We start from the raw sequence: 23458 nt of genomic DNA on the forward strand, positions 1-23458 counted from the left end.
ACATTCACCGTGATAGTAGGCTATACTGCCTGAATTGGCCGTTGTGCGGGTAATGCTGAAGCCTAAACTCGACTCGCCCCCGCCACTGATAAAGGCCCCCGAATTCATCGTCAACGTCAACTGCCGATTCGCCAGGGAGGGCTTACCGTCCACTGCCCGTTATCGACGGCTACCGGGTTGTGCTCTCCACCTGCAACATTGATGCTGGTCAGACTACCAGTAAACGACAGCGTGTAGCCACGTGTCAATTCCGGTCAATGGCGAGCATCGTTTGCAGTAATACATTAGCTCCATTCCCAATATCGACTCCTTTCGAGAATTCTTTGGGTGAATGACTGATACCACCCACACTGGGGATGAAAATCATGCCCACCGGCGCAATTTGTGCTATTTCCTGCGAATCATGCCCGGCCCCGCTTTGCATATACCGGTACGAGAATCCCAGCGCTTTGGCCGAACTTATGATTTTATCCTGAATCGGTTTGGCCGTGAGGGCAGGTGTTACGCCTACAGACGACTTCTTGAAGATGATGGTTGTTTCGGAAGCTTTGGCAATTTCCCTGGCTTTTGCTTCGACCTCATGAAACAGGCTCCAGATTTTATCGTACGACAAATCCCGGATTTCCACGCCCAGTACTACCTTGCCCGGAATGACATTGTAGGCACCAGGCTCAACCGCCAGTTTTCCAATGGTACCAACCTGCTTGCCTTCGTGGCTGGTAATTACCTCATTCAGCGCAATAATGAGTTTGGCCGCTGCCAACAGCGCATCGCGACGCATTGCCATCGGGGTGGTGCCCGCATGGTTGGGTACCCCTTCAACCGTTGCATCCCAGTGTTCGATCCCGACTATTCCTTCAACCACGCCGATCTGCTGATTTTCGGTCATTAAGATGCCGCCCTGTTCAATGTGCAGTTCGATAAAGGCAGTCAAATCTCCTTTTTTTCGGACCACTTTGTTCAGGCTATCCGGGTTACCGCCAATGGCCCGGATGCCATCGGCTATTGTCAGTCCACTTTGGGTGACCGACTTCAGGGCGTCAGGCGTGATTTTACCAATCATTGCACCACTACCAACCGTACCGCCTTCTTCATTGGCAAAAATGATCAGCTCCAGGGGGTGTTCCGTGACGTAATTGTTTTCGTTGAGGGTTTCAATGAGTTCCAGCCCACTAATGGAACCAACGGGACCATCGTAATTGCCTCCATTGGGGACGCTGTCGATATGGGAGCCAAAGGCGATGGGTTTCAGGGCCGGATTTTTTCCTTTTCGTTGGCCAATGATATTGCCTGCATAGTCGATTTTTACATCGAGTCCGGCTTTTTTCATTAGCCCAATGAAGTAGGCTCTGCCTTCCTGATCGGCTTTGCTATACGCCACCCGCCCTATTCCGCCATTGGGCAGCTCGCCAAATTTTGATAACTCCAGCAGTCGGGTTTGAATTCGCTGCTGGTTGATTTTCAGATTGATTGGCTGTGCCTGGGCAATCGCTGTACATGAAACAAGGACAAGGCAAATGAGTAATGTGTTTTTCATGAATGGATATAGTTAGTCAAGCTGTGCCATGCCCTTTTTCTTTCGATAAGGCGTTTTGAAAAAATCTCCGACAATCTGATTGAATAGATCTTTGTACGTAATCAGCGTTGAATGCCCGGAGTTGGGCAAAATCCACAAGTACGATTGCGGAATGGACTGGGCAATGACCAGTGTGTGTTTGGGTAAAATTACATCGTTATCGCCACCAATTACCAGCGTAGGGCATTTTACTTTTTGTAAATCGGTGGTTGAAATATGGGGATGGCGGATCATCAGCGTAAGCAGCTTCTCCTGGGTTTTAACCGCCGGGATTTGCTGCACCTTGGCCAGACTATCGTTGGTGGAAACGATCCATTGAAAAAGGTCAGGTTCAACGGCGGTTGTGTCGGGCCATAGATTTGCGCCGGTAATAGCCAGTTTCTTTACCTTTTCGGGGTGCCGCATGGCTAGTAACAACCCGTCGATTCCACCGTCACTCCAACCAATAACGTAGCATGAATCTACATGCAGCTGATTCAGCAGAGCGTTTAGATCGTCGGCCATCATTTCATACGTGAGGGAGTCGCTGGTGTCCGTCGATTTTCCCTGGGCCCGGCTATCCGCTACAATGACTTTGTAGTTTTTGGCGAAATAGGGAATCTGGTTCTTGAAGTTATTGATGGAGCCGCCGTTGCCATGAATCAACAGGAGTGGTTTCCCGGCGCCATAGACTTCATAATACATATTGAACCCCCGGATAGTGGCATAGTTTCCCACATTGGCGTTGTTGCCAAATTGTTTGTTGCCGGATGACGCAACCGGTAATGTCGATTGCGCAAACGAGGGTACCGTAAACAGAGTGGTTAGTAGCGAGAGGAGTAGTTTTTGGGAGTTGCTCATTGGGCTGGTCATTGTTTTTAGGAAGACAATATACCGAACTTAATGAACCTTATACGCTTCCAGCTCAATCTGGGTTGGAAGTCTAAGCGGTGACTGTTAACCGGGCCTGGTAACTACCAACGTGACAACTCGCTGGTAGATACCAGGCAGTTGGTTATACTTTACTTTCTGGATACACCTTTTTGTGCTGGGCCACGAGTATCGTGTACTGTTCCGGGGTTAAGATTGCTTTATAAGCGCGCACCTTATCGTCTTCAACACCTATGGCCAGCGTTCGTAATTTTTTTTGATTCATGCCGGATGCTTTCAGCTTCTTTACCCCATCGTTGTAATTCACAACCGCATTGGTAATAATTTCTTTCGCCTTCGGAAGTTGCTGATCGGTGAGCTTCAGCCGTTGTTTATCCGCTTTTATAACGGCTTTAACAATCATGCCGATGGTCGTGCCATTGTTGAGGAAGACAAATTTCTCATTTTCAACGGAGGAGGGTTTGGTCTGGGCTACCATACCCGTTGATGAGCCAAGCAGTAGCGCGAAGGCGACAATGTAATTTTTCATGCGAGCCAATTGATTACGACCAGTGATTTGCTGGCTTATACAAAAGTACAGTTTCGGGATAAATACCGTTTCTGGCATGTCGTTTATCTATCCTGTTGTACCGGTCGTCAAACTAATTTCCCGCCGATCGGTCAAGTCACTACATTCAGGGTGCAGGGTCCAGACGATCCGGAGCGGACACTACCCAACTATAGTTTCGATGGAAAACAGGAAACGAACACCCTCCCGCAGGGATTTTATTCGGTCGGCTGGCTTGTCTGGTCTAGCTTTAACAATTGGGGTTACGGTCCCCGTTTTCGGTGCTGAGTCCATAGCGATTGTGACCATACCAACGGCTGCTCCCGACGGTATCGAACTGGTTTCCTGGATCTCGATCAGTCAGGCTGGGCGGGTAACCATCATGAATCATCGCTCCGAGATGGGGCAGGGGACCTTCCAGGCAATTCCACAGCTAATTGCCGAAGAGCTGGAGGTAAGCCTGGATCAGGTAACGATCCAGTTTGCGCCCGCCAATCCGAAAAAGTACGGACCTCAGCCACAGGAAGGGAGTTTCTCGATTCGGGGATGGTACAAACAGTTGTTACAGATCGGTGCGTCTGCCCGTGAGATGCTCATTGAGGCTGCCGCGAACCAATGGACTGTTCCTGCGTCGGAATGCTACGCCGAAAAGGGACAGGTAATTCATCGCCCAACCAACAAGAAACTCGGTTATGGAGCCCTGGTCGAGGACGCATCCAAATTAACTCCCCCACAGAACGTTCCCTTAAAAAGCCGGAGCGCGTATACCCTTATCGGAAAATCAGTACCCCGGCAGGATATTCCTCTAAAAGTCAATGGCCGTGCTCAATTTGGACTTGATAAGAAACTACCGGGTATGCTGTATGCCGTGGTAGAACGCAATCCCCGCTTCCGGGGAAAAGTTAAGCGAATTGACGATAGCGCAACGAAGGCAGTACCCGGAGTGAAGCGGGTTCTTACCGTTCAACGGGCTGTTTTCTCGAGTTTATTTGAAGGCGTTGCGGTTGTAGCGGATACACTCTGGGCGGCCATGAAGGGACGCAAGCTGTTGAAGATCGAGTGGGACGATACGGGGTTTGATCACCTGGATAGCGAACAGTTAGTTGCCCAGATGCGGGACGACCTTAAAAAGCCAGCGCCCGCTGCGAAATTCGAAAACGCCTTTCAACAGGCTGCCACTAAACTGGAGGCCGTTTATGAAACACCCTACCAATCGCATAGCGCGATGGAGCCCCTCAATTGTACGGCGCATGTCCAGGAAAACAGAATTGAGATCTGGGGACCCATCCAGGAAGCGAACTGGATTCAGGCGGATTTAAGTGCGCGAATGGGCGTTCCTATTGAGCATGTGTCCGTCAATATGACCTTTCTCGGTGGCGGGTTCGGACGCAAAGCGTTTACCGATTACCCCCACGAAGCAGCCCTGATCTCCAAAGCCATGAAAGCCCCCGTTCAGGTGGTCTGGACCCGGGAGGATGACATGAGCCAGGGTCCCTTTCGGCCCGGTGCTCTGTATGCCTGCAAAGGAGGGCTTTCCAGGGATGGCAACATCCTGGCTTTTCAAGCGATAACCGCCGGGCAGTGGATCGGGCAGGAGTGGAGTACGAAACCCAATTCAGCTCCTGAACCAATGACCGATAATACGGGCACGATGGAAGGTATGCTAACTCCCTACTTTACGTCTATTCCTCACTACAGCCTGGGCGGTGTGGGTACCCGGTCGCCCATTCCCGTGATGTGGTGGCGTTCGGTATCTGCATCCACGAGTGGCTTTGCCTGCGAAAGCTTTATCGATGAACTGGCCCATGCGGCCGGAAAAGACCCCCTGGACTTCCGGCGAGCTCACCTTCAGGATACTCGCTATGAGGCATTTATTAATCAACTTGAGCACGTTAGCGGCTGGAAATCAAGGCGTAAGCAGGCCGGTTGGGGCGTTGCCATAACGGAATGTTTTGGCAGTATCTGCGGTCATGTCGTAACGGTATCGCGTAAATTGGATGGGCATGTAACGATCGATAACGTGATTGCCCTGATGGATTGCGGCTGGTACGTAAACCCGGATAGTATTCGTGCGCAGGTGGAGGGAAGTATCCTGATGGGCCTGGGTGCTGCCAGTAAACACGCCACTACCTTTACAGACGGGAAAGCCGTGGAGCAAAACTTCAATACCTATACCATGCCCCGCATCGCCGATAGCCCCCGCATCGAGGTGCATATCATGGAAAACGATGAAAAAGCCGGGGGCGTAGGCGAACCCGGTTTGCCGCCCTTCGCGCCCGCGTTGTGCAATGCAATTTTTGACCTGACCGGGAAGCGTATCCGTACCTTGCCGTTTAAGTTAGAGGACGTGTAGGATTTTTAATTAAACACAGAGGCACAGATAACACAGAGAATAAATTAAAAACTCAATGTTATCTGTGCCGCTATGTTCATTTCCTAGTTGGCAGCCGGTACCCGTTTTAGATCCAGGTCCTGAAAATCGAAACTAAAATCGGTGAGGGGCGAAATGGGTTTCATTTTGATGGAGGCAGGTTTCTGATTCTCGTCATACTGGAATGTCAGGTAAGCATCGGCATCGAAACTACGGTTGGTCCACTTGACAATGAAGGTATTATTCTTGTAGAAGAACAGCTCTCCCGTGAGTTTGGGGGAGCGCAGCGACTGGAACCACCATCGCCCCGGCGACCCGGTTCCAGTCTTCTGGCTAATGACCACATCTCCGAACCAGGTATCGTGATAGGTTCCGGCGTACGCAGCAAAATCAACTGGCGTCGTAGTGTTTTTCTGTTCCCGGGCTATAGACTCCCAGATTCCCTTTGTGATCTTATCCGCTTCTTCCTGCCCCTTTTTAACCCGGTCGTTGTAAACCTGTATCCAGTCGGTGGGAGGGAGGCCCAGGTAACTGTCTTTGATGGTGTTGGTAATGGCGCTGAACGCTGCACCGGACTGCTGATTGGTGAAGACGATAATACCCAACTGGAGCTCGGGGAGTAAGGTTACCTGCGTAACCATACCGGCGAGTCCACCCGTGTGCGTTACCTGTTTATAGCCTTTCACATCGCTCAGGCCCCAGCCCAGTCCATAGGCAGCAAAATGGGTATTATAGGGGGGCGTCGGTGTTGGACTTACCGGAAGAATAGTTTGGGCACCCCACATATCAGCCTGTCGTTTTTCGCTGAATAACTGCTTGCTCCCATTTTCACCATATTTCCCTTTACTCAACTGGCAGATCACCCATTTACTCATATCCGCTACGCTGGAGTTGATCCCACCGGCCGAATACCCAAACCGGAACATATCCCGGCTAATGACCTGTACTTTCCCGTCCACAGGCGCATGGGCATCAATCACATTGACTTTATCGGCCAGGCGGCTGTAGCTGCCCGCGCTGCGGTTCATGCCTAATGGATTCATGATCCGTTCTTCCACAAATGCTTCCCAGCTTTTCCCACTCACCCGTTCTACTACTTCACCGGCTACCATATACAGCAGGTTGTCATAATCGTACTTAGTCCGAAAACCCGAAACCGGTTTCAGGTAACGGAGATTATGAATGATGTCTTTCATGGTAAAGTTGCTGGAATCAGGCCAGAACATCAGATCCCCCGCTCCCAGGCCCAGTCCACTCCGGTGGGTCAGCAAATCCCGGATGGTAAAGGCCTCCGTCACATAGGGATCATACATCCGAAACTCGGGGATATAGTCGATCACTTTATCATCCCAGGCTAGTTTTCCTTCATCCATCAGTATACCCAGGGCGGCAGCGGTAAAGGCTTTGCTGTTAGAGGCTATCCCAAACAGCGTGTTTTCGTCTACCTTTTGGTTCGTTTTCAACGAGCGAACCCCATAGCCTTTGCTGTGAATGACCTTGCCATCCTTGATAACGGCTACGGCAATCCCCGGCACATCGAACGTGGTAAGGGTGCGCTGCACCAGAGCGTCGATCTGAGACGAGGGGATACCCTGAGCCGATGCAGACTGAAAGGGGATGAAGCCATTAAAGAGTATAATGGCAGTAGCGAACAGGAGAACATGTGTTTTCATAGATGATGGCCGAATGGTCCCGAAAGAACGCGAATTTAAGGCTACAGGAAAAGCTAATGAACACGAGGTAACCAAAAGAAGTACGTCTGTGCGATTAAGATTGGAACTGGTCCAGTGTGGATTGATACCCGTATCTTTAAAAACCGCCCGGAATCCAACCTTATTGGCTTTATTGGGGTCGTATTGTACGCGTGACCAAACCCGTTGAAGGATGAAAAATAGTATATTGAGCTTGTTGCTACTAGTGGCTTTGGGAATCATAAGTTGTAAAAAAACAGCCGAGGTTGATCCCACAGCCTATCCCTTAAAAGAATACACGCTGGATTTGAACCAAGCCAAGGCGTGGTTACCTGGTAAGTGGAAGTTGATAAAGGTATCAGCCCAGATTCTTAACCCTACTATACCGAATGTAGAACTGGTGATCGATGAGAACCAGATCAATCTTATACAGGACGGTATTCAGACCGACAAGGTTGATTATACGACAGTTAAGACAGATTATGGTCTGCTGATCAAAACCAATGCCCAACCCAGAGGAGACAACTGGTATATCCGTGATCCCAGCTTATATATCAATAAGGATCGAATGTATTTAGATTTGGGTAGGGCTCAGGACTTGCCTGCTTATGAATTCAGCAAAGTGAATTAGCTCCGCTCGATTGATGATACTTAAGAGTACTCCAGTGTATAGGCTTATGTAAACTTATTTCTCAGCCATGAAAACAATTCATTTTTCCATCGACCTACGGTCTTTCTTTCTGGGCGCACTTACCGTCACGGGCATCCTGCTACTCACAAATTTTACGCCTTCGGGACAACCCGAACCCGGCTTTATTGAAAACCGCCGGTTTCAGGCGGTTTCCGGCGAGCGGGAAACCATTATTCTGGACACCAAAACGGGGCAATTTGTAGTTATGCCGAGTTACATTGGCCAGCCCCGTAGACTTAAGTATGATTTTAATGAAATTGAGCCTAAAAGCAACTAGTTGATTGAGCCTTAACGAGTTTATAAGCCCTGGCCATCCGGGGCTTTTTTAGTAGCCTGTTCCAGGCGGCAGGGCATCCTTCCAGCCCGAATGGACTGGTTGTTTTCCAGTCAGTGCTATATCGTTTTCAAAAGCCAGACTGCAAACGGGAAAAACGGCGATTAATGTGTTTGAGGGCTTTCCGGGCTTTCTAAGGGGCATTTTTACCAATAAAGCCCTCAAGTTTTGCCGGTTAATAAATTGACATGAACGGTTATTAATTTTTTGATTTTGAGTCAATATCTTAAGCGCTAACAACCTGAAGTTGCGGTGACTAGATTGGGCATTACGGCTAGTAGTGCCCTACTCATCGCATTTCTAAACCCATATGAAAACGGAAAACGTAGTACGGATAGGCCAGTTAGCCGAAACACTTAAAACCCTGGGTGACACCCAGAGAGCAAAAACACACCAGCCAGATCAGGAAAACAACCAGTTCCTGCCTGATCTGGTGACGGAACTACGGGCCATTTTTGTAGCTGAAACGGGCGAAAACCCCTGGGCCAAACCCATTGAAGATATCTCGGAGCAGCATCTGCATCAGTTGAGCGATACCTATATCGGCGAAGAGGAATACTTTATTGAATTCAACACCTTTTGGCTTGCGTTTCTTATGACTAAACCCGAGCCTGATCAGATGGTTAAGCTGCTGAAGCAATTGAAAGACTGGGGGTACGTGCTCGACGATGAGTCCGGATTAGGTTGATTCGTCCGGTTACGATTCTACACTCCGCCTTCACGCCACCAAAGCCACAAAAGTTGCCAATAGAGTAGGCAGATTAATTTGGGGCGGGGCCGTTTCCTTACAACCCGTCTCCAGTTGCTTTCAATACCAGTCGACAATCAGTTTTTTTTGCTGGAAATGCATACATACAGGGTATGTCCAGCCACAAGTAAGATCACACAGTGGACCCAGAACAGTACGATCCGGAACTAGATTCAAATGGGGAGTTACCCGTCAGACCCAAAGTAACACTATACGCCCTTCTGGTGGTGGTTTTCCTGTTTCTGTTGCTATTGAAACGAGCTAAAGTACTCGCCTGGTCCTGGTGGTGGATCAGCCTGCCGCTCTGGATCTTACCCACGGGGTATGGTCTGAGAAGTATCATTACCTGGGTTAGCAAATTCGTACCCCAAAATCGTATTCGGAAACGGTAATCTTTATTGTGCGAAAACAAATGCCTGGTTACTGTGTACCACCGATCCAGCTCGTGTTCGACCGTTTATGCAGCTTTTCAATCCTGATGGAGTACTTTTTAGTAGCTTGACACCCATAAACAAAACCCATATATACCTATGCACACGTATCAACTTGACGGGAACGACCAGCTTTACGAGCTGGACTATCCAAGTCCCAGGGAGCAACAGACCCAATCAAATGTGGCCTTCCTATCCATTCTGGCTGTCATCTTTTTTTGTCTAACACTTTTAAAACAGTCGCAGGCAATTGATTGGTCCTGGTGGTGGATCAGCCTGCCACTGTGGATCATACCGGCCGGGGCGCTGCTACTGGTCATAGTTACCCTGGTGGTGACCCTCTGGCATGAGGCTGTGTATGCCATCCGCTTTAAGCTATAAAAACAAGACAAGCGGCCCGGAGTTTTCCGGGCCGCTTGTCTTGTTTACTAATGACGAAATTATAGGCGATTGGTCACCTAACTTGTAGTAAATTTTTATCAGAATAGGCAAAGTTGTAGTAATTGATTACCCTTAAAGGGTTCATGTTAACGTGATGCAGCACATGCTTTTTAGATTAAGCAACCCGCACGTGCGCGGGCACCAGGGTGTTCCACTCCGGGTTGAGCAGGTGCGTACTTTGGTAGGATTTATTCGGTAAGTCAATCCCTAACTGCTCAATAACATCGACAATACGCCTTCGACCGATGGTTAATCGAGCCCCGTTTCGCATAATCAGATGGGCATCCGTAGAGGAGCTCAGGACACAGCTATAAATATGGTCGGGATTCACCAGGTGGGCTTTATGAATCCGGACAAAGTTGGGCCAGCGTTCAAAATACCATTTTAGGGTCCGGCTGGACAGAATTGCCTTGCCATCAAGCAGGTAAAGCGTGCAATAATTAATGTCCCCTGTTAAATAAAGTACCTTCTGCGGGGCAAACTTATGCTGTAGCTGGGCAGCGTTTACATTTTTCATACTCAGGATGGTTAATGGAGGGATAGTCAAAACTATCGCATAAAACCCTGAATTACAAGCGGTAAACGTCAATATTTATTACTTTCTCCTTTTGGTAACAAAAGAACTTGCATTATTCCTATAGCCTGTTCAGGTTATTTTGGCTGGTAGTGACCCAAAACACCCGCAACATTAACTCACCTTTAAAGCATCGAGGCTTAAAGGCCAAAGCCCGGAGGCAATTTTGTTAATTGTAATGCTCGTTAAGTTGGACAAAGTAACGGTCGTACAGATTGACAAAAAAGCTACGACTTAGGAACCGTAGCTTTTTTGTTATTCGGTTCTTCTTCACTGGCTTTTAGACAATTAACCTACAAGGATCGGTAATCTACATACCTATCTAATGCGCTCACCTACTTTGTCGCCTGGGATCGAACGCCCCCCATTACCTTTATTGCAAGCTGGCCAGCCCTACCCAATATAAGCCACGTTCAACCAATAAACACCTATCAATCATGAAATTACATTACACCCTTTCCTGGCCTAAATTAGTGCGCCTGGTCTTCGTTCTGCTTCTGCTGACGGGCTGCAACCCGGCTTCTGATAATGTCAGCCCAGACTCCAGTCTAGATCAGGCCCGTCTTCGTACACGGTCCCCCTCAAATTGCGTCGCACTCCAGCTCCCGCTCACTCTTCAAACTAGTTGCGGCAATATAAACGCCCCCGTGTGCGGCTGCAATAAGGTAACCTACCAGAATGCCTGTTTAGCTCAGGCTGCTGGCATTAGAGTAGAGTACTCAGGGAATTGCAAAGAGGACTGCGTTGAAAAGCCGCTCCCTATTATAACGAATTGTCCCTACAATTTCGCCCCCGTGTGCGGCTGCAATAAGGTAACCTACCGGAATTCCTGTTTAGCTCAGGCTGCTGGCATTAAAGTAGAGTACTCGGGAAATTGCAAAGAGGACTGCGTCGAAAATCCGCTTCTTCCTCTAACGAATTGCTCCTTTAATAGCGCCCCCGTGTGCGGCTGCAATAATGTAACCTACCTGAATGCCTGCTTTGCTCAGGCGGTAGGTATTAGAGTGGTCTATTCTGGGAGTTGTAGACAGTAGAAATAGTTGTACCACCTAAAACGCCCGGTCATTAGTTGACCGGGCGTTTTAGGTTAAATCATCGTCTTTTTGCCGCTTTTTTTTCATCTCCTCACTCTTCTGGAGTTCCCCGGCTACCCGGTGCTCGTCCGGACGGCCATAGACCTCCAGTCCTTTATCGAACTTTCTGTCTGGCACCACTTTGACCGAGTCGGTACTTAGCAAGAAGGTATTGAAACACAGTTAGTAAAGGTTTTTCGACCAGCCTTCGAACGTAAATTCTCTAGAAGGTTCAGCTCTGTTGCCATCAGCTTTAACCAATAATTGAATTTAGCCAGGGAGAGAACTAATAATTTCTCCCAACCATCGTATTTAGGTTCGCTACGGCAACGGCAACCGAGAGAATTACGCGGTAGGCTTCAAGCCGGATAAGGATAGTTACGCCCTACGCTCTGAGGGCTTTTTTGACTTTCTCTCTGCCCTTACCTACAAAAAGCAACTACGGCCCGAATGCACGACCATTATCCTGAACTCAACAACCAATCTGGTGCAAGCCTTACCGGGCTTAGAAGGGGCTAACCGAATCCATACCTACTTCGATAACGATAAAGCAGGACGTGCGACCTACGGGCAATTACGAAGCGCAAATTTTCCCGTCTATGACCGCTCCTGTCTATACGCAGACTACAATGATTTCAATGATATGATACGGCAACGTCCTGTACAAAATCCTCTATAGGCTAAAATGTGGCTTTTTGAAGGCTTTCGGCGGGCTTTTGCCGGACTATTGAAGGCTTACCGGAGGTCTATCGGAGAGCTTTTAAAGAACTATCAGAGGACTATCGAGTCCAATTCAACACTTAACTTTTGACAAATGGAAGAGCAACACAAAACCAAACCAGTACGGAATTTTAAATATCAGAGAGCCGAACGCTACGGAGCGCGTGTATACTATCATAAGCTTTGTTTACACTGCAACTGCCAATACGAGAGTATACGGATGGATTCGGCTTTCTGCTGTTATCGGTGTGCTAAAGCAGCTCGGAGGAGAAGAGGTGTGAAAATTTGAAATTTGTTAGAATTGTTGATTGAAATAAAAAAGCTTCAATGGAACCATTGAAGCTTTTTTATTTCAATTTTATTGCTAGTTAACTTTAATTCCTTAATATCTGAAGATGGAATAATGATAGATGTTTTACTTTTTTTGTTATATAAGAAATGATAATTTATGCTTGACCCAAGATATAAGTTTAATGAGTCAATTTTATAGATAGTGCTATTTGTTATAATTGTTGAGCCTTTTCTATAGTTTCCTTCTGTTAAGTTATATTTTATCAACAACTCTAGGATTAAATAAAAAATTAAAATTGATAATATATTAGAATAAGCATAAATAGTGATTGACAAATTTTTAGGAAATATTTCCTGTAATTGAAATAAATAACTAAAAAGAGGTGTAGTTGAAGCAATTATGATTAGTATAAATACCATCAAAATTGGTAATTGTATAGTTTTGTTTGCCTCAATACTATCAATAAATAAAAATAACGGTATGATTGCCCCTAAAATCGCCAATAAGTAGAGTGAATAATATCCTACTACTAACCACAGGGCTTTGTTTCTAAATATATAATTGAATATAGAGTTACTAATTTTTTTTGTTACAATTCTTTGCAGAATTGTAACAAAAAATAATATAATAACTAATAAAAAAGGGAGATCATCAAGAAAAGATAAGAGTATTTCGGAAGGTTCAAAGTAGCCAGTTACTTCAATATTATAAATCGAATAAAATAATTTAATTTTTATTGCACTAATAATTGAAATTAGAATAGGTAAAATAGGTAAGTATTTTACAAAATACTCCCAACGATTTTCTGTTTCGGTTGAATGCATATTATACTTTGGTAACAGGGTATACGTTTCTACAATTTGCTAGACTTTATCTGTAGATTGTTACGCATTTAGACTGTATCCTAGCAGAAAATACTAAGTAGGATACTAACTCGGATACAAATCACATAAAAAAAGGCACTCAAATCATTGATTATGAGTGCCTTAGCTTTTCTTTTGCAGAGAGAGAGGGATTCGAACCCCCGGACCTGTTACAGTCAGTGGTTTTCAAGACCACCGCAATCGACCACTCTGCCATCTCTCTTTCTGGGTGCAAATATACGAGTCTTTCGATATTTGTCAACCCACTGCGGGCCATTTTCGGCCAAAAACCGTAGTTTTGCCAATATTCAATGAGCGAATGAATGCATTCGTACCGGCGTAAAATACGGCACTCGCCTATACCAACCAGTATTAACTCATTCATTCACAATTCGCTAACATGGACGCTACTGAATCGCTACCCTCGCTTGAAACGGCCCGGAAATTGGGCGTGCTGCCCGAAGAATTTGACCGGATTGCCGAAATTTTAGGTCGTCGGCCCAATTTTACCGAACTGAGTATCTTCTCGGTGATGTGGTCGGAACACTGTTCCTATAAGAACTCCATCCTCTGGCTGAAAACACTCCCCCGCGATGGCGATCGGATGCTGGCCAAAGCCGGTGAAGAAAATGCGGGTCTGGTCGACATTGGCGATGGGCTGGCCTGTTCGTTCAAGATCGAGTCGCACAACCACCCGTCGGCACTGGAGCCCTATCAGGGGGCGGCAACGGGCGTTGGGGGTATCAACCGCGATATATTTACCATGGGTGCCCGGCCCATAGCCCAGTTGAACTCGCTCCGGTTTGGCGATCTGACTCTGGCCAAAACCAAACGGCTGCTGCGGGGTGTCGTAAAAGGCATCGGCGATTATGGCAATGCCTTCGGTATCCCAACCGTGGGTGGTGAGCTGTTCTTCGACGAGTGCTACAACACCAATCCGCTCGTGAATGCCTTCTCGGCGGGTATCGTAGAAGTGGGTAAATCCGCTAAAGCAACGTCCTACGGGGTGGGTAATCCCGTGTTCATTGTGGGATCGGCCACCGGGAAAGACGGAATTCACGGCGCTACCTTCGCGTCGGAAGATATTTCGGCCGCTTCGACCGACAAGCTGCCAGCGGTACAGGTCGGCGATCCGTTCATGGAAAAACTACTGCTCGAAGCCACCCTCGAAATCATTGCTACCGGCTACGTGATCGGGATTCAGGATATGGGTGCGGCTGGTATCATCTGCTCCACCTCTGAAATGAGCGCGAAGGGCGAGCACGGAATGATCATCGACCTCGATAAAGTACCCACGCGTCAACCCAACATGGCCCCGTTCGAGATCCTGTTGTCGGAGTCGCAGGAGCGGATGCTGGTGGTTATTGAGAAAGGGAAAGAGCATATTATTCAGGGTATTTTCGATAAGTGGGATCTGAACTGCGCGCAGATCGGGGAAGTAACGGCCAAAGGAGAAAATGACCTTGGTCGGCTGCATTTCTACCGCTACGGTCAGCTCGTGGCCGATGTTCCCGCCTACGACCTGGTGTTAGGCGGTGGCGCACCCCAGTACGAGCGGGCGTACAAAGAGCCCGCCTATATTAAGGAGTATGCCAAATTCGATGTGGAGGAGGTTGACGATATCGAAACCGACGACATCAAAAAAATAGCCCAGCACCTGCTGACCCACCCGAACATCTGCTCGCGCAAGTGGGTGTACGAACAATACGATTCAATGGTGGGGACGGCCAACCGCAGTACCAACGCCCCCTCCGATGCGGCCGTTGTGCGGGTGAAAGGCCCCGGCTTACCCGCTACCGATAAATCCATCGTCATTACCGTGGATTGCAACAGCCGCTATGTGAACGCCAATCCGCGTCAGGGGGCAATGATCGCCGTGGCCGAAGCCTGCCGCAACATCGTTTGCTCGGGTGGCGAGCCACTGGCCGTAACCAACAACCTGAACTTCGGGAATCCGTATGTGCCGGAAGTGTACTGGCATTTTGTGGAAGCCGTGCAGGGTATGGGCGAAGCCTGCCGTCGGTTCAGTACCCCGGTTACGGGCGGTAACGTCAGTTTCTACAACCAAAGCTCCGACGATGGCCCCGTTTTCCCGACGCCAACCATCGGCATGCTGGGCCTGATGGAAAACCCCGACGATCTGATGACGCTGAACTTCAAGAACGAAGGCGATCTGATTTACCTGGTGGGCCCATCAACCAACGATATTGCGTCCTCGGAATACCTGTATTCGTACCTGGGCATTAAGGCATCGCCCGCGCCAACCTTTGATTTTGAAACCGAATGGCGCGTTCAGGAAGGTATCAAAACCATGATTCGGCACGGCTGGCTTCAGTCGGCGCACGATGTATCGGATGGTGGCCTGTTCGTAACGCTGGCGGAGTCGGCCATGGCAGGTAACACGGGGTTTGCAATTGCGACCGATACCCGTCACCGCACGGATTCCTTCCTGTTTGGCGAAAGCCAGAGCCGGGTTGTTATTTCGATTTCGCCCGAGCAGCACCAGCATGTGGTTGGTTATCTGGAAGATAGCGTATTGCCGTTCGTGCTGTTAGGAACCGTAACGGCCCAGGACTTTGTGATCGACGAGAACCTAATCCTGAGCGTATCTGAAGCGAAAGGGCTGTACGATACTGCATTAGGGAAAATAATGGCGTAAACATCTAAAAAGGAGTAACCACAGAGGCACAGAGATCACAAAGAACCCAACGACTAAAATCTGGAAAACTCTGTGTTCTTTGTGCCTCTGTGGTTAAACCTCTTTTTCTATTAGGGAGAATTCGCAATAATATGGCAGTTGATTTAGTCGAGATCACCAAAGAAATCTGTACCATCGCCACCGAAGCCGGGGCGTTTCTGCTTCAGGAACGGAGCAAGTTTCAACGCGAATCCATCGAATACAAGGGACTGAATAACCTGGTTTCCTACGTCGATAAAGAAACCGAAAAGCAGTTAGTTGAGAAACTGAGCAAGTTACTGCCCGAAGCGGGGTTTATTACCGAAGAGGGAACCACCGGGCAGGAAGCCGACAAAGAGGCCCTCAACTGGGTGATCGACCCACTGGATGGCACGGCCAATTTCATTCATGATTTACCCGTGTTTTCGGTTAGTATCGGACTCGCCCAGGGCAAAACACCCATTGCCGGCGTCATCTACGACCCCAATCGCAACGAGTGTTTCTCGGCCTGGCAGGGGGGAGGTGCCTATTGCAATGGCAATCGAATTTCGGTTTCGCCCGCTACCCAACTGGGTGAGAGCCTGATTGCGACTGGATTTCCCTACTATCACTTCGAACAGATGCCACAATACCTGCGCATTCTGGAATCACTCATGAAGCAAACGCACGGCCTGCGTCGGTTGGGGTCGGCCGCCATCGATCTGGCCTATGTAGCCTGTGGACGGTTTGAAGCCTTTTATGAATACAACCTCAATTCCTGGGATATGGCAGCGGGTGTGTTGCTCGTTCAGGAGGCCGGTGGCGTGGTAACTGATTTCGAAGGGGGCAATGAGTTTCTATTCCGGGGCGATGTAATAGCCGGTTGCGGAGTTCACCCGGAGTTGATAAAGGCAATTCAGGAATATTGGGGATGATAATGTCTGGGCCAGGCTCAGGCCTGGCCCAGACTGCAAAACCGGACTAGCCAAATTCTGAAAATCGGACGATTTTACCAGACCGACGCCCTACGTTATTTGTGTCCACCATCTTTTGAAAAGCTATGCAGGCTATTGATACCCTCCGTTACCCGATTGGTGATTTTGTGTATGGTCAATCGTTCTCAGTTGACGATACGAACCGGCATATTGCAATCATTGCTGCCCTCCCCCATAAACTAGCTGAACTGGTTAGTGAGTGGGAAGATGATCGGCTCGATACACCCTATCGTCCCGGCGGCTGGACTGTTCGTCAGTTGGTTCATCACATGGCCGATAGCCATATCAACGCCTACGTCCGAACGAAACTGGCGTTAACTGAACCGCATCCAACCATCAGCCCGTATGAAGAAGGCGAATGGGCTAAACTCCCGGATGCCAAACTCGCTATTGCCCCATCGCTGGCTATTCTCAAAAACCTGCATTTACGTTGGGTAACCGTCCTTGAGGCACTTTCGGAGGCCGAATTACAGCGAACGTATTACCACCCCGGTAGCCAGCGCACCTTTTTACTGGCCGAAGTAATTGCCCTGTACGCCTGGCACAGCGAACACCACTATCAACACGCCTATCGGCTAGCGGAAAGGAACGGTTGGGTGTGAAATAATGTATAGCAGGTAGTGTAGAGTGAAAAGTGAAGAATGAATAATAACGCTTTCGTAGGCTATTCTTCACTTTTCACTCTACATTCTTAACTTCTTTAGCTATGCAGGAACTCATCATACTTCTCGTTTTTGCGGCTGCGCTGGCCTATTTAGGTCGACGGGTGTACCGAAGTTTTTCGAAAAAACAGGCGGGTTGCGGAAAAGGATGCGGTTGTGCTACGGATGCGAAACCGACCCTGCACACGACCGAAAAATGAATATGATTATTGGGAGATAACATTTTAGTATTCCGATGGTTCTTGTAGCAATGAATGCTCAACGAATCATCGGTTTTTTAGTTTTACTGACCATAGGTATCGGGTTCATGGGATGTAAGCGTGTTAAACCCACTGCACCCACTGCCGAAGCCTTCGATCCTCCCGTAACAGATCCCGTGTCGTATATGGCCGGGAACCTCACCTTCAACATCCGCGACCTGGAACGAAAGGTCAATAAGGGTCTGTCGACCACACTGGTTACCGAAGAAACATTCGAAGGAAAAAAAGGGGAAGCCTGGCGACTTCGGGTTGAGCGAACCGGCCCCGTGCAGATTCGCTACGAAAATCGACGGGTGTTTTTTTCGGCTCCCCTGCAGGTCTACTACACCAATCCAATTGGTCTTCGTAAAAGCAAGGATCGAAAAAGCCGACCACTGTGTGCGCTGGCGGTAAATTTTACCAGTCCGGTGGGGATAGGACCAAACTGGCGGTTGCAAACAAAAGTCAAATTTGAAGAATATCACTGGACTCTGGAACCCAAGGTTCGGTTGCTGGGGATAAACATCAGCGTGAAAAACATTGCCGAAACGATCCTCGATAAGCGTCGGGCCGATATCGAGCAGGCCATTGATAATGCCGTTCATCGGGGGCTACGCCTGGATAAGGAGGTAAGTAAGATCTGGCGGGATATGCAGAAACCGCTGCGTGTTGCCAAAGTCCCCGAAAATATATGGCTGATTCCAAGGCCGTTTAGCATTGCAGCCGCCCCCGTTTATGGCAATACAAAACAGATTACGGTACCCATTCAAATTGCCTTTCGGGTTGATACGCGCTTAGGCCCCAAACCCGTAGTGGATTCCCTGGAACGCCTTCCCCAACTCTTACGCCGGAATGCATTGCCCGAAGCCTCGCGCCTGGAGGTGTTGGCCTTTATTCCCTATACCGATGTGAACCAGGTGCTGGCCAAGACGCTGGACAAACAGAAGCTGAAGCTAATAGGCGGCAACATAATGATAAAAAATACGACCATGTACGGGAGTGGGAAAAAGCTGATCCTGAAAGCCGATGTGGGCGGAAAGGTGCATGGAACGCTCTATTTTCATGGTACACCGGCCTATGATACACTGACCAACACCTTGCGTATTCAGAACGTAGATTTTGACGTGGATACGGAGGAGCGTCTATTATCTACGGCCGACTGGCTCCTGCATGACCACCTGCGCGATACGATTCAGGCGGCCATGGTTATTCCACTTCGGCAGCCGATTTCATCCATTCCCGAAAAAATAGAAACCGCTTTTTCTAAGGCTAAAGTTGGCCAGAAAACGGCACTCGATATTGATACGTTCAAATTAGTGCCCCAGCGAATCGTTGTCCAGCCCAAAGGGGTTCAGATCCTGATTAAAGTCCAGTCCAAAGTAGCCGTGCAGGTGAAGCGGTTTTAATGTACCGGTTTCCACCGCCATAAATAACGACTCGCTGTGGTGCGGTGCGGTCGCCAGGCATCGGCTATTTCGTGTAAAATTTTGTATAGCGCTTTGCCCGTCAGGCCACTGGTTTGTTCGGGATACGCCAGCAGCATCCGTTGCCGGATAACCAGATCATCAATAGGGAAAACGTCTGGGCGGTCGAGTACGAACATGAGCAACATCTCCACGGTCCATCGGCCCACACCTTTGATCGGAAGTAAATATTGCACCACTTCCTCGTCTGACATAGGATCCAGATGCGCCCGGTTGACTGGATGCTGGAGCGAGAACTCCGCAACACTTTGCAGGTACTTAATTTTCTGGAAGGACAGCCCCGCGCTCCGTAGCTCGTCGGTCGTTTTTAAAAGTAGTAACGAAGCGTCAGGATAGTTTTCGGGGAACAACGCCCGGAAACGGGTAAAAATGGCATCGGCGGCTTTAACGGAGATCTGTTGCGACACGATACTTTCGAGTAGCGCCAGATACACATCATCGGCGTAGTCGTTAAAGACTTTAGGATTGGCCGTCTCGGCAATCAGACGGGCCATAATCGGGTCCTTCGCGAGGTGGGCGAGGGCTGGAGAATTGGTGAGTTGCATGGACGGTTGTTCTTGCCTTACTGAGCAGGCGCTACCTGAACAACAAAGATAACCAGGCAGGTTGAGAGACCCTATTCATGCACTCTGGTCTGTTTTTTCGACAGTTCAGAAACCATTCACTTTCGGTTGAGTGCGGGTTATTGCATCTTTACCGACGATGGAAAAACTGAACGACCGATGGTTGCGACTGGTGGGTGTACCCCTGATTTCAATCGTCTCGAATTTTATATTCTTTCAACCCGATAACGATGCCCGACATATCAGCCGCTGGGTGGCGCTTGGGATAAGCCTGGCCGAATGCGTCCTGATCTGGGAGGTCGCCCGGCTGGGTATTATCCAGGCGCGCCGTCGGTATCCCCGACTGAACCAGACAACAGCGCGTGTGTGCAGGCAACTGGCCTGGTTTGTAATCATAACTGTTGTGCAGCGGGTTGCCCTGGTTTACCTCTATGATGTGACTCAATTTTGGGGCTACCCGATGTCCACCCGATCCTATTGGGTCAATACCCTGATTCCCTTCTTATTTGTTGTTCCACTGGCCGTAATCTACGAGGCCCATTACCTGTATCGACAGTGGTGGGCAACGTATTACGAAGCGGAGCAGCTTAAAAAGGAGGCCCTTCAAAGTCAGCTCGATTCGCTGAAAGCACAGATCAATCCCCATTTTTTATTCAATAGCCTGAGTACACTCTCGTCGCTGGTGACTGAAAACCCGAAACAGGCCGAAACGTTTATCGAGGAACTGGCGTCGGTCTATCGGTATGTGCTTCAAACCAACGAGCAACTGTTAACGTCTTTGGCGAGTGAACTGACGTTTATTCAGGCGTATTTTCATTTGCTGCAAATGCGTTTCGGGCGAAGTGTTGAACTGGACGTTACCGTCGATGAGTCGTATCTCGCCTTTTTTATTCCTCCGCTGACCTTGCAGTTGCTGGTTGAAAATGCGGTTAAACACAACACGGCACTCCCAGCCAAACCGCTGGTCATTCGAATTTATACCGATGCCGACAAGCATCTGGTTGTCAGTAATACACGCCGTCCGAAACAAAACAGAGTCCCGTCGAACCGAACCGGGCTAGCCCATATTACCGCCAAATACCGGTTGCTGGGACAGCCCGATGTGGTGATCAACCAATCAGACGATTGTTTTCAGGTATTGGTGCCCCTCATTCAGGAAACCCGCTATGACTATTCTCATCATTGAAGACGAAGAACCCACCGCCCGAAAGCTACAGCGGTTACTGGGTGACATTGAGCCTGCCATTCGGGTGGTGGGCATGACAGTTAGTGTCGACGAATCGGTGGAGTGGTTGCGGGCGAATCCTCAGCCGGATCTGATCTTTATGGACATTGAACTCGCCGACGGGCAGAGTTTCGATATTTTTAACCAGGTACCTGTAACGAGTCCGGTTATTTTCACAACGGCCTATGATGAATACGCCATTAAGGCATTTAAAGTCAATAGTATCGACTACCTCCTTAAACCTGTAAAAGAAGCGGAGTTACGGCAGGCATTGGCTAAACTACAGTCGATGAAGCAGATTTTGTTGGGTTTGCAGGGGGCAGGGGGCGCGGAGCAGGGTGAAAAAAGCCTGCAGGCATCACTGGTAACCTTGCTTCAACACCTGCAACTATCGTCTCCGTCAGACTCAGTGCCCCCTACTCCGCGCCCCCAGCCCCCCGCAGTTTTCAAAGACCGGTTCCTGATTAAACAGGGGCAGCGTTTGTTTTCGGTGCCAGTAGAGGAGGTTGCCTATTTTTTCAGTCGGAATAAACTGACATTCATCAAAACCCACGACAATCACGACTGGCTCCTTGATCACACCCTCGATGAACTGGCACAACTGCTCGATCCCCGTCATTTTTTTCGGCTTAACCGGCAGGTGATTGCCGACCTGAAGGCGGTTCATAAAGTTTACCTGTATTTCAATGGCAAGCTCAAGATCAATTTACAGCCGGGCTTTGAGGAAGAAGTGGTGGTTAGCCGGGAAAAAGCCAGTGAGTTGAAGCGTTGGTTGGGCGAGTAAAATCGACGTTTCAGTCAGAAAAACCCCCTTTTCGGTCGTTGCTTCGTTTCGGTCGAGTTTTGTTTGGGCCAATTTTGCTTCGTACAAAAAGCAACAGCTAATGAAACGACTCCTGATTATTTCCTTCCTTTTTCTAGCGCAACACCGGGTGCTAATTGGGCAAACTCTGACACCGGAGCAACTCCAAACGGATTTTACCCGCTTCCGAACAGCCCTTAACGAAGTGCACCCGGAGATGTACCGGTACACACCGAAGCCCGTATTCGACTCGCTGTTTTCGGTAACGGCCGCTCAGCTGAACCGCCCCATGGCCCAACAGGAATTTTACGTGACCATGAATCCACTGCTGGTGGCTTTGCGCGATGGGCATATTAAGTGGATTGTTTCGGGAAAAGATGAGCATTACCCCTTTTACGCCGATAAACTGTTTCCGGTAAAGCTTTATGTTCTGGGAGAGAAAGCCTGGGTGACAGGTAACTACGGCTCCGTTACCGTACCGGATGGGGCAGAGGTAACCGCAATAAACGGTAAGCCGATGGCGGATATTATTCGGACGTTACTGCCCAGGATGACCTTTGCCGATGGGAATCGAATAGGTGGAAAACTGGAAGATCTGAATCGGTATTTTTCGGGATACTACGCTACGTTCATTGAGGCTCCAACTACGTTTAACCTGGCCTACCAAATCGGCGGGGAAGCGAAAACCATAACACTCCAACCCGTAACGGAACAGACGATTAAAGCCTATGCCGAGACGCACAAAGCCAGTCCGCAAAAGCCCTTTCGCCTGACGTTTACTGATCCGCAAACGGCCCTGATGACCATCGAACGGTTTATGGGCGATAAAAAAGAGCAGGATTATACTCAGTTTCTGGCCGATTCGTTCCGGGAAATCAAACAGAAAAATGTACAGAACCTGGTACTCGATCTGCGGGATAACGAAGGCGGGGAAGAATCGTGGGGTGTTCAGTTATACCGTTATTTTGCCGGGCAACCCTTCCGTTATTATGATCATATCCGTGTTCGGCAGAAAAAGAGTTACTCGTTCCCCGCCTGGACATCAAAGCTGTACCGAATGGCGAAAGGACTGGCCGTTAAGAAACGCGGAACCGACTATGTGTTTACCTGGCATCGGGGATTGCGTAAAACAAAACCTAAAGCAGATGCCTACCACGGTAACCTCTACGTACTGCTGAATGGTACTAGTTTTTCGGTCACGACGGAGTTTGCGGCCCGCCTTCACGCCGACCGACAACGGCGGCCGGGTGAGACCGTTTTTATCGGGCAGGAGAGTGGGGGTGGGTACAAAGTCAACAGTAGCGGTATTTTCACGATTACCCAATTGCCCAATTCTAAAATTGACCTCGGTATCGGTATGTTTGGTTTCAATATGGCCAACGTAGCAGCCTATCCATACACCGATCGCGGCATCATTCCCGACCATAGGGTTGAACCCACCGTTGATGATGTTCTGAACCACAACGACCGGGTCATGTCATATACATTGACGCTCATTCAATCGAAGAAAGGGGCATTGACCAAGAGCCAATAAATTTATAAAAGGCTTGTCAGGGGTCAGTTGTCAGATACGCCATATCTGCGAGATATGGCGTATCTGACAACTGACC

The 23458-nt window shown here is 48.8% G+C and carries 24 protein-coding genes, 1 tRNA gene and 1 pseudogene; 16 read left to right on the top strand and 10 right to left on the bottom strand.

Annotation, left to right across the window (positions count from 1 at the left end; all coding sequences use genetic code 11):
* Positions 1-116 precede the first annotated feature (116 nt).
* The 4 genes from EXU85_RS35990 to EXU85_RS16160 all read right to left on the bottom strand — a co-directional run bounded on the left by EXU85_RS35990 (position 117) and on the right by EXU85_RS16160 (position 2975).
* Positions 117-248, bottom strand: a complete 132-nt coding sequence (locus EXU85_RS35990) for a hypothetical protein (RefSeq protein WP_256366044.1) — start codon at positions 246-248, stop codon at positions 117-119.
* Complete coding sequence (locus EXU85_RS16150; protein ID WP_142773076.1) at positions 245-1537, bottom strand: Zn-dependent hydrolase; 1293 nt, start codon at positions 1535-1537, stop codon at positions 245-247. Before EXU85_RS16150 ends, EXU85_RS35990 begins: the two co-directional genes overlap by 4 nt.
* A gap of 12 nt (positions 1538-1549) precedes the next feature.
* Positions 1550-2416 (bottom strand): alpha/beta fold hydrolase, encoded by an 867-nt coding sequence (locus tag EXU85_RS16155; RefSeq protein ID WP_142773077.1) that lies wholly within the window; start codon positions 2414-2416, stop codon positions 1550-1552.
* 154 nt (positions 2417-2570) lie between these two features.
* A complete protein-coding gene (locus EXU85_RS16160; RefSeq protein WP_142773078.1) occupies positions 2571-2975 on the bottom strand; it encodes a hypothetical protein in 405 nt (134 codons plus the stop codon).
* Between the two features lie 199 nt (positions 2976-3174).
* On the opposite strand from EXU85_RS16160, the gene EXU85_RS16165 reads away from it, so the two are divergent.
* Positions 3175-5346, top strand: a complete 2172-nt coding sequence (locus tag EXU85_RS16165; protein WP_142773079.1) for a xanthine dehydrogenase family protein molybdopterin-binding subunit — start codon at positions 3175-3177, stop codon at positions 5344-5346.
* A gap of 83 nt (positions 5347-5429) precedes the next feature.
* Here EXU85_RS16165 and EXU85_RS16170 read toward each other — a convergent pair whose 3' ends face one another.
* Complete coding sequence (locus EXU85_RS16170) at positions 5430-7037, bottom strand: serine hydrolase (RefSeq protein ID WP_142773080.1); 1608 nt, start codon at positions 7035-7037, stop codon at positions 5430-5432.
* A 211-nt stretch (positions 7038-7248) separates the two neighbouring features.
* Between EXU85_RS16170 and EXU85_RS16175 the strand changes: the two genes are divergently transcribed.
* The 5 genes from EXU85_RS16175 to EXU85_RS16195 all read left to right on the top strand — a co-directional run bounded on the left by EXU85_RS16175 (position 7249) and on the right by EXU85_RS16195 (position 9640).
* A complete protein-coding gene (locus EXU85_RS16175) occupies positions 7249-7686 on the top strand; it encodes a hypothetical protein (RefSeq protein ID WP_142773081.1) in 438 nt (145 codons plus the stop codon).
* 67 nt (positions 7687-7753) lie between these two features.
* Positions 7754-8023: a hypothetical protein gene (locus EXU85_RS16180; protein ID WP_142773082.1), complete on the top strand. Its 270-nt coding sequence runs from the start codon at positions 7754-7756 to the stop codon at positions 8021-8023.
* A gap of 367 nt (positions 8024-8390) precedes the next feature.
* Complete coding sequence (locus EXU85_RS16185) at positions 8391-8768, top strand: hypothetical protein (protein ID WP_142773083.1); 378 nt, start codon at positions 8391-8393, stop codon at positions 8766-8768.
* Between the two features lie 200 nt (positions 8769-8968).
* Positions 8969-9220 carry a hypothetical protein gene (locus EXU85_RS16190; RefSeq protein ID WP_142773084.1) on the top strand — a complete coding sequence of 84 codons (252 nt, stop codon included), beginning with the start codon at positions 8969-8971 and terminating at the stop codon, positions 9218-9220.
* Positions 9221-9358: 138 nt separating this feature from the next.
* Positions 9359-9640, top strand: coding sequence for a hypothetical protein (locus EXU85_RS16195; protein ID WP_142773085.1), 282 nt, complete (start codon positions 9359-9361; stop codon positions 9638-9640).
* 175 nt (positions 9641-9815) lie between these two features.
* On the opposite strand, the gene EXU85_RS16200 is transcribed toward EXU85_RS16195, so the two are convergent.
* A complete protein-coding gene (locus EXU85_RS16200) occupies positions 9816-10217 on the bottom strand; it encodes a LytTR family DNA-binding domain-containing protein (protein ID WP_142773086.1) in 402 nt (133 codons plus the stop codon).
* Positions 10218-10711: 494 nt separating this feature from the next.
* Between EXU85_RS16200 and EXU85_RS36165 the strand changes: the two genes are divergently transcribed.
* On the top strand, positions 10712-11308 hold the full coding sequence (locus EXU85_RS36165; protein ID WP_142773087.1) for a Kazal-type serine protease inhibitor domain-containing protein: 597 nt from the start codon (positions 10712-10714) through the stop codon (positions 11306-11308).
* Between the two features lie 48 nt (positions 11309-11356).
* On the opposite strand, the gene EXU85_RS35385 is transcribed toward EXU85_RS36165, so the two are convergent.
* Positions 11357-11512, bottom strand: coding sequence for a hypothetical protein (locus EXU85_RS35385; protein WP_168207805.1), 156 nt, complete (start codon positions 11510-11512; stop codon positions 11357-11359).
* A 289-nt stretch (positions 11513-11801) separates the two neighbouring features.
* On the opposite strand from EXU85_RS35385, the pseudogene EXU85_RS36170 reads away from it, so the two are divergent.
* Positions 11802-12026: pseudogene (locus EXU85_RS36170) on the top strand (hypothetical protein); the annotation flags it as partial.
* A 365-nt stretch (positions 12027-12391) separates the two neighbouring features.
* Here EXU85_RS36170 and EXU85_RS16215 read toward each other — a convergent pair.
* Together EXU85_RS16215 and EXU85_RS16220 are read right to left on the bottom strand one after the other, a co-directional pair.
* Complete coding sequence (locus tag EXU85_RS16215; protein ID WP_142773089.1) at positions 12392-13183, bottom strand: hypothetical protein; 792 nt, start codon at positions 13181-13183, stop codon at positions 12392-12394.
* Positions 13184-13360: 177 nt separating this feature from the next.
* A tRNA-Ser gene (locus EXU85_RS16220) sits at positions 13361-13445 on the bottom strand.
* A 177-nt stretch (positions 13446-13622) separates the two neighbouring features.
* Here EXU85_RS16220 and purL point away from each other — a divergent pair.
* The 5 genes from purL to EXU85_RS16245 all read left to right on the top strand — a co-directional run bounded on the left by purL (position 13623) and on the right by EXU85_RS16245 (position 19180).
* Positions 13623-15881, top strand: a complete 2259-nt coding sequence (purL, locus tag EXU85_RS16225) for a phosphoribosylformylglycinamidine synthase subunit PurL (protein WP_142773090.1) — start codon at positions 13623-13625, stop codon at positions 15879-15881.
* Positions 15882-16012: 131 nt separating this feature from the next.
* Positions 16013-16813, top strand: coding sequence for an inositol monophosphatase family protein (locus EXU85_RS16230; RefSeq protein WP_142773091.1), 801 nt, complete (start codon positions 16013-16015; stop codon positions 16811-16813).
* A 125-nt stretch (positions 16814-16938) separates the two neighbouring features.
* The gene (locus tag EXU85_RS16235; protein WP_142773092.1) at positions 16939-17475 is read left to right on the top strand and encodes a YfiT family bacillithiol transferase; all 537 of its coding nucleotides are present in this window, start codon (positions 16939-16941) and stop codon (positions 17473-17475) included.
* Between the two features lie 104 nt (positions 17476-17579).
* Positions 17580-17735 carry a FeoB-associated Cys-rich membrane protein gene (locus EXU85_RS16240; RefSeq protein WP_142773093.1) on the top strand — a complete coding sequence of 52 codons (156 nt, stop codon included), beginning with the start codon at positions 17580-17582 and terminating at the stop codon, positions 17733-17735.
* 50 nt (positions 17736-17785) lie between these two features.
* A complete protein-coding gene (locus EXU85_RS16245; protein WP_142773094.1) occupies positions 17786-19180 on the top strand; it encodes a DUF4403 family protein in 1395 nt (464 codons plus the stop codon).
* Here the strand turns inward: EXU85_RS16245 and EXU85_RS16250 are convergent.
* Positions 19177-19803 (bottom strand): DNA-3-methyladenine glycosylase, encoded by a 627-nt coding sequence (locus tag EXU85_RS16250; RefSeq protein WP_142773095.1) that lies wholly within the window; start codon positions 19801-19803, stop codon positions 19177-19179. The two genes, EXU85_RS16245 and EXU85_RS16250, sit on opposite strands and share 4 nt — an antisense overlap.
* Positions 19804-19960: 157 nt before the next feature.
* Between EXU85_RS16250 and EXU85_RS16255 the strand changes: the two genes are divergently transcribed.
* The 3 genes from EXU85_RS16255 (at position 19961) to EXU85_RS16265 (ending at position 23382) form a co-directional block, all read left to right on the top strand.
* Positions 19961-21007, top strand: a complete 1047-nt coding sequence (locus EXU85_RS16255) for a sensor histidine kinase (RefSeq protein WP_142773096.1) — start codon at positions 19961-19963, stop codon at positions 21005-21007.
* Positions 20988-21830 (top strand): LytTR family DNA-binding domain-containing protein, encoded by an 843-nt coding sequence (locus tag EXU85_RS16260; protein ID WP_142773097.1) that lies wholly within the window; start codon positions 20988-20990, stop codon positions 21828-21830. The genes EXU85_RS16255 and EXU85_RS16260 overlap by 20 nt, the downstream gene beginning before the upstream one ends.
* A 100-nt stretch (positions 21831-21930) precedes the next feature.
* Positions 21931-23382: a S41 family peptidase gene (locus tag EXU85_RS16265; RefSeq protein WP_142773098.1), complete on the top strand. Its 1452-nt coding sequence runs from the start codon at positions 21931-21933 to the stop codon at positions 23380-23382.
* Positions 23383-23458 lie beyond the last annotated feature (76 nt).

Origin of the sequence: Spirosoma sp. KCTC 42546, assembly GCF_006965485.1 — a bacterium.
Taxonomy (GTDB): Bacteria; Bacteroidota; Bacteroidia; order Cytophagales; family Spirosomataceae; genus Spirosoma.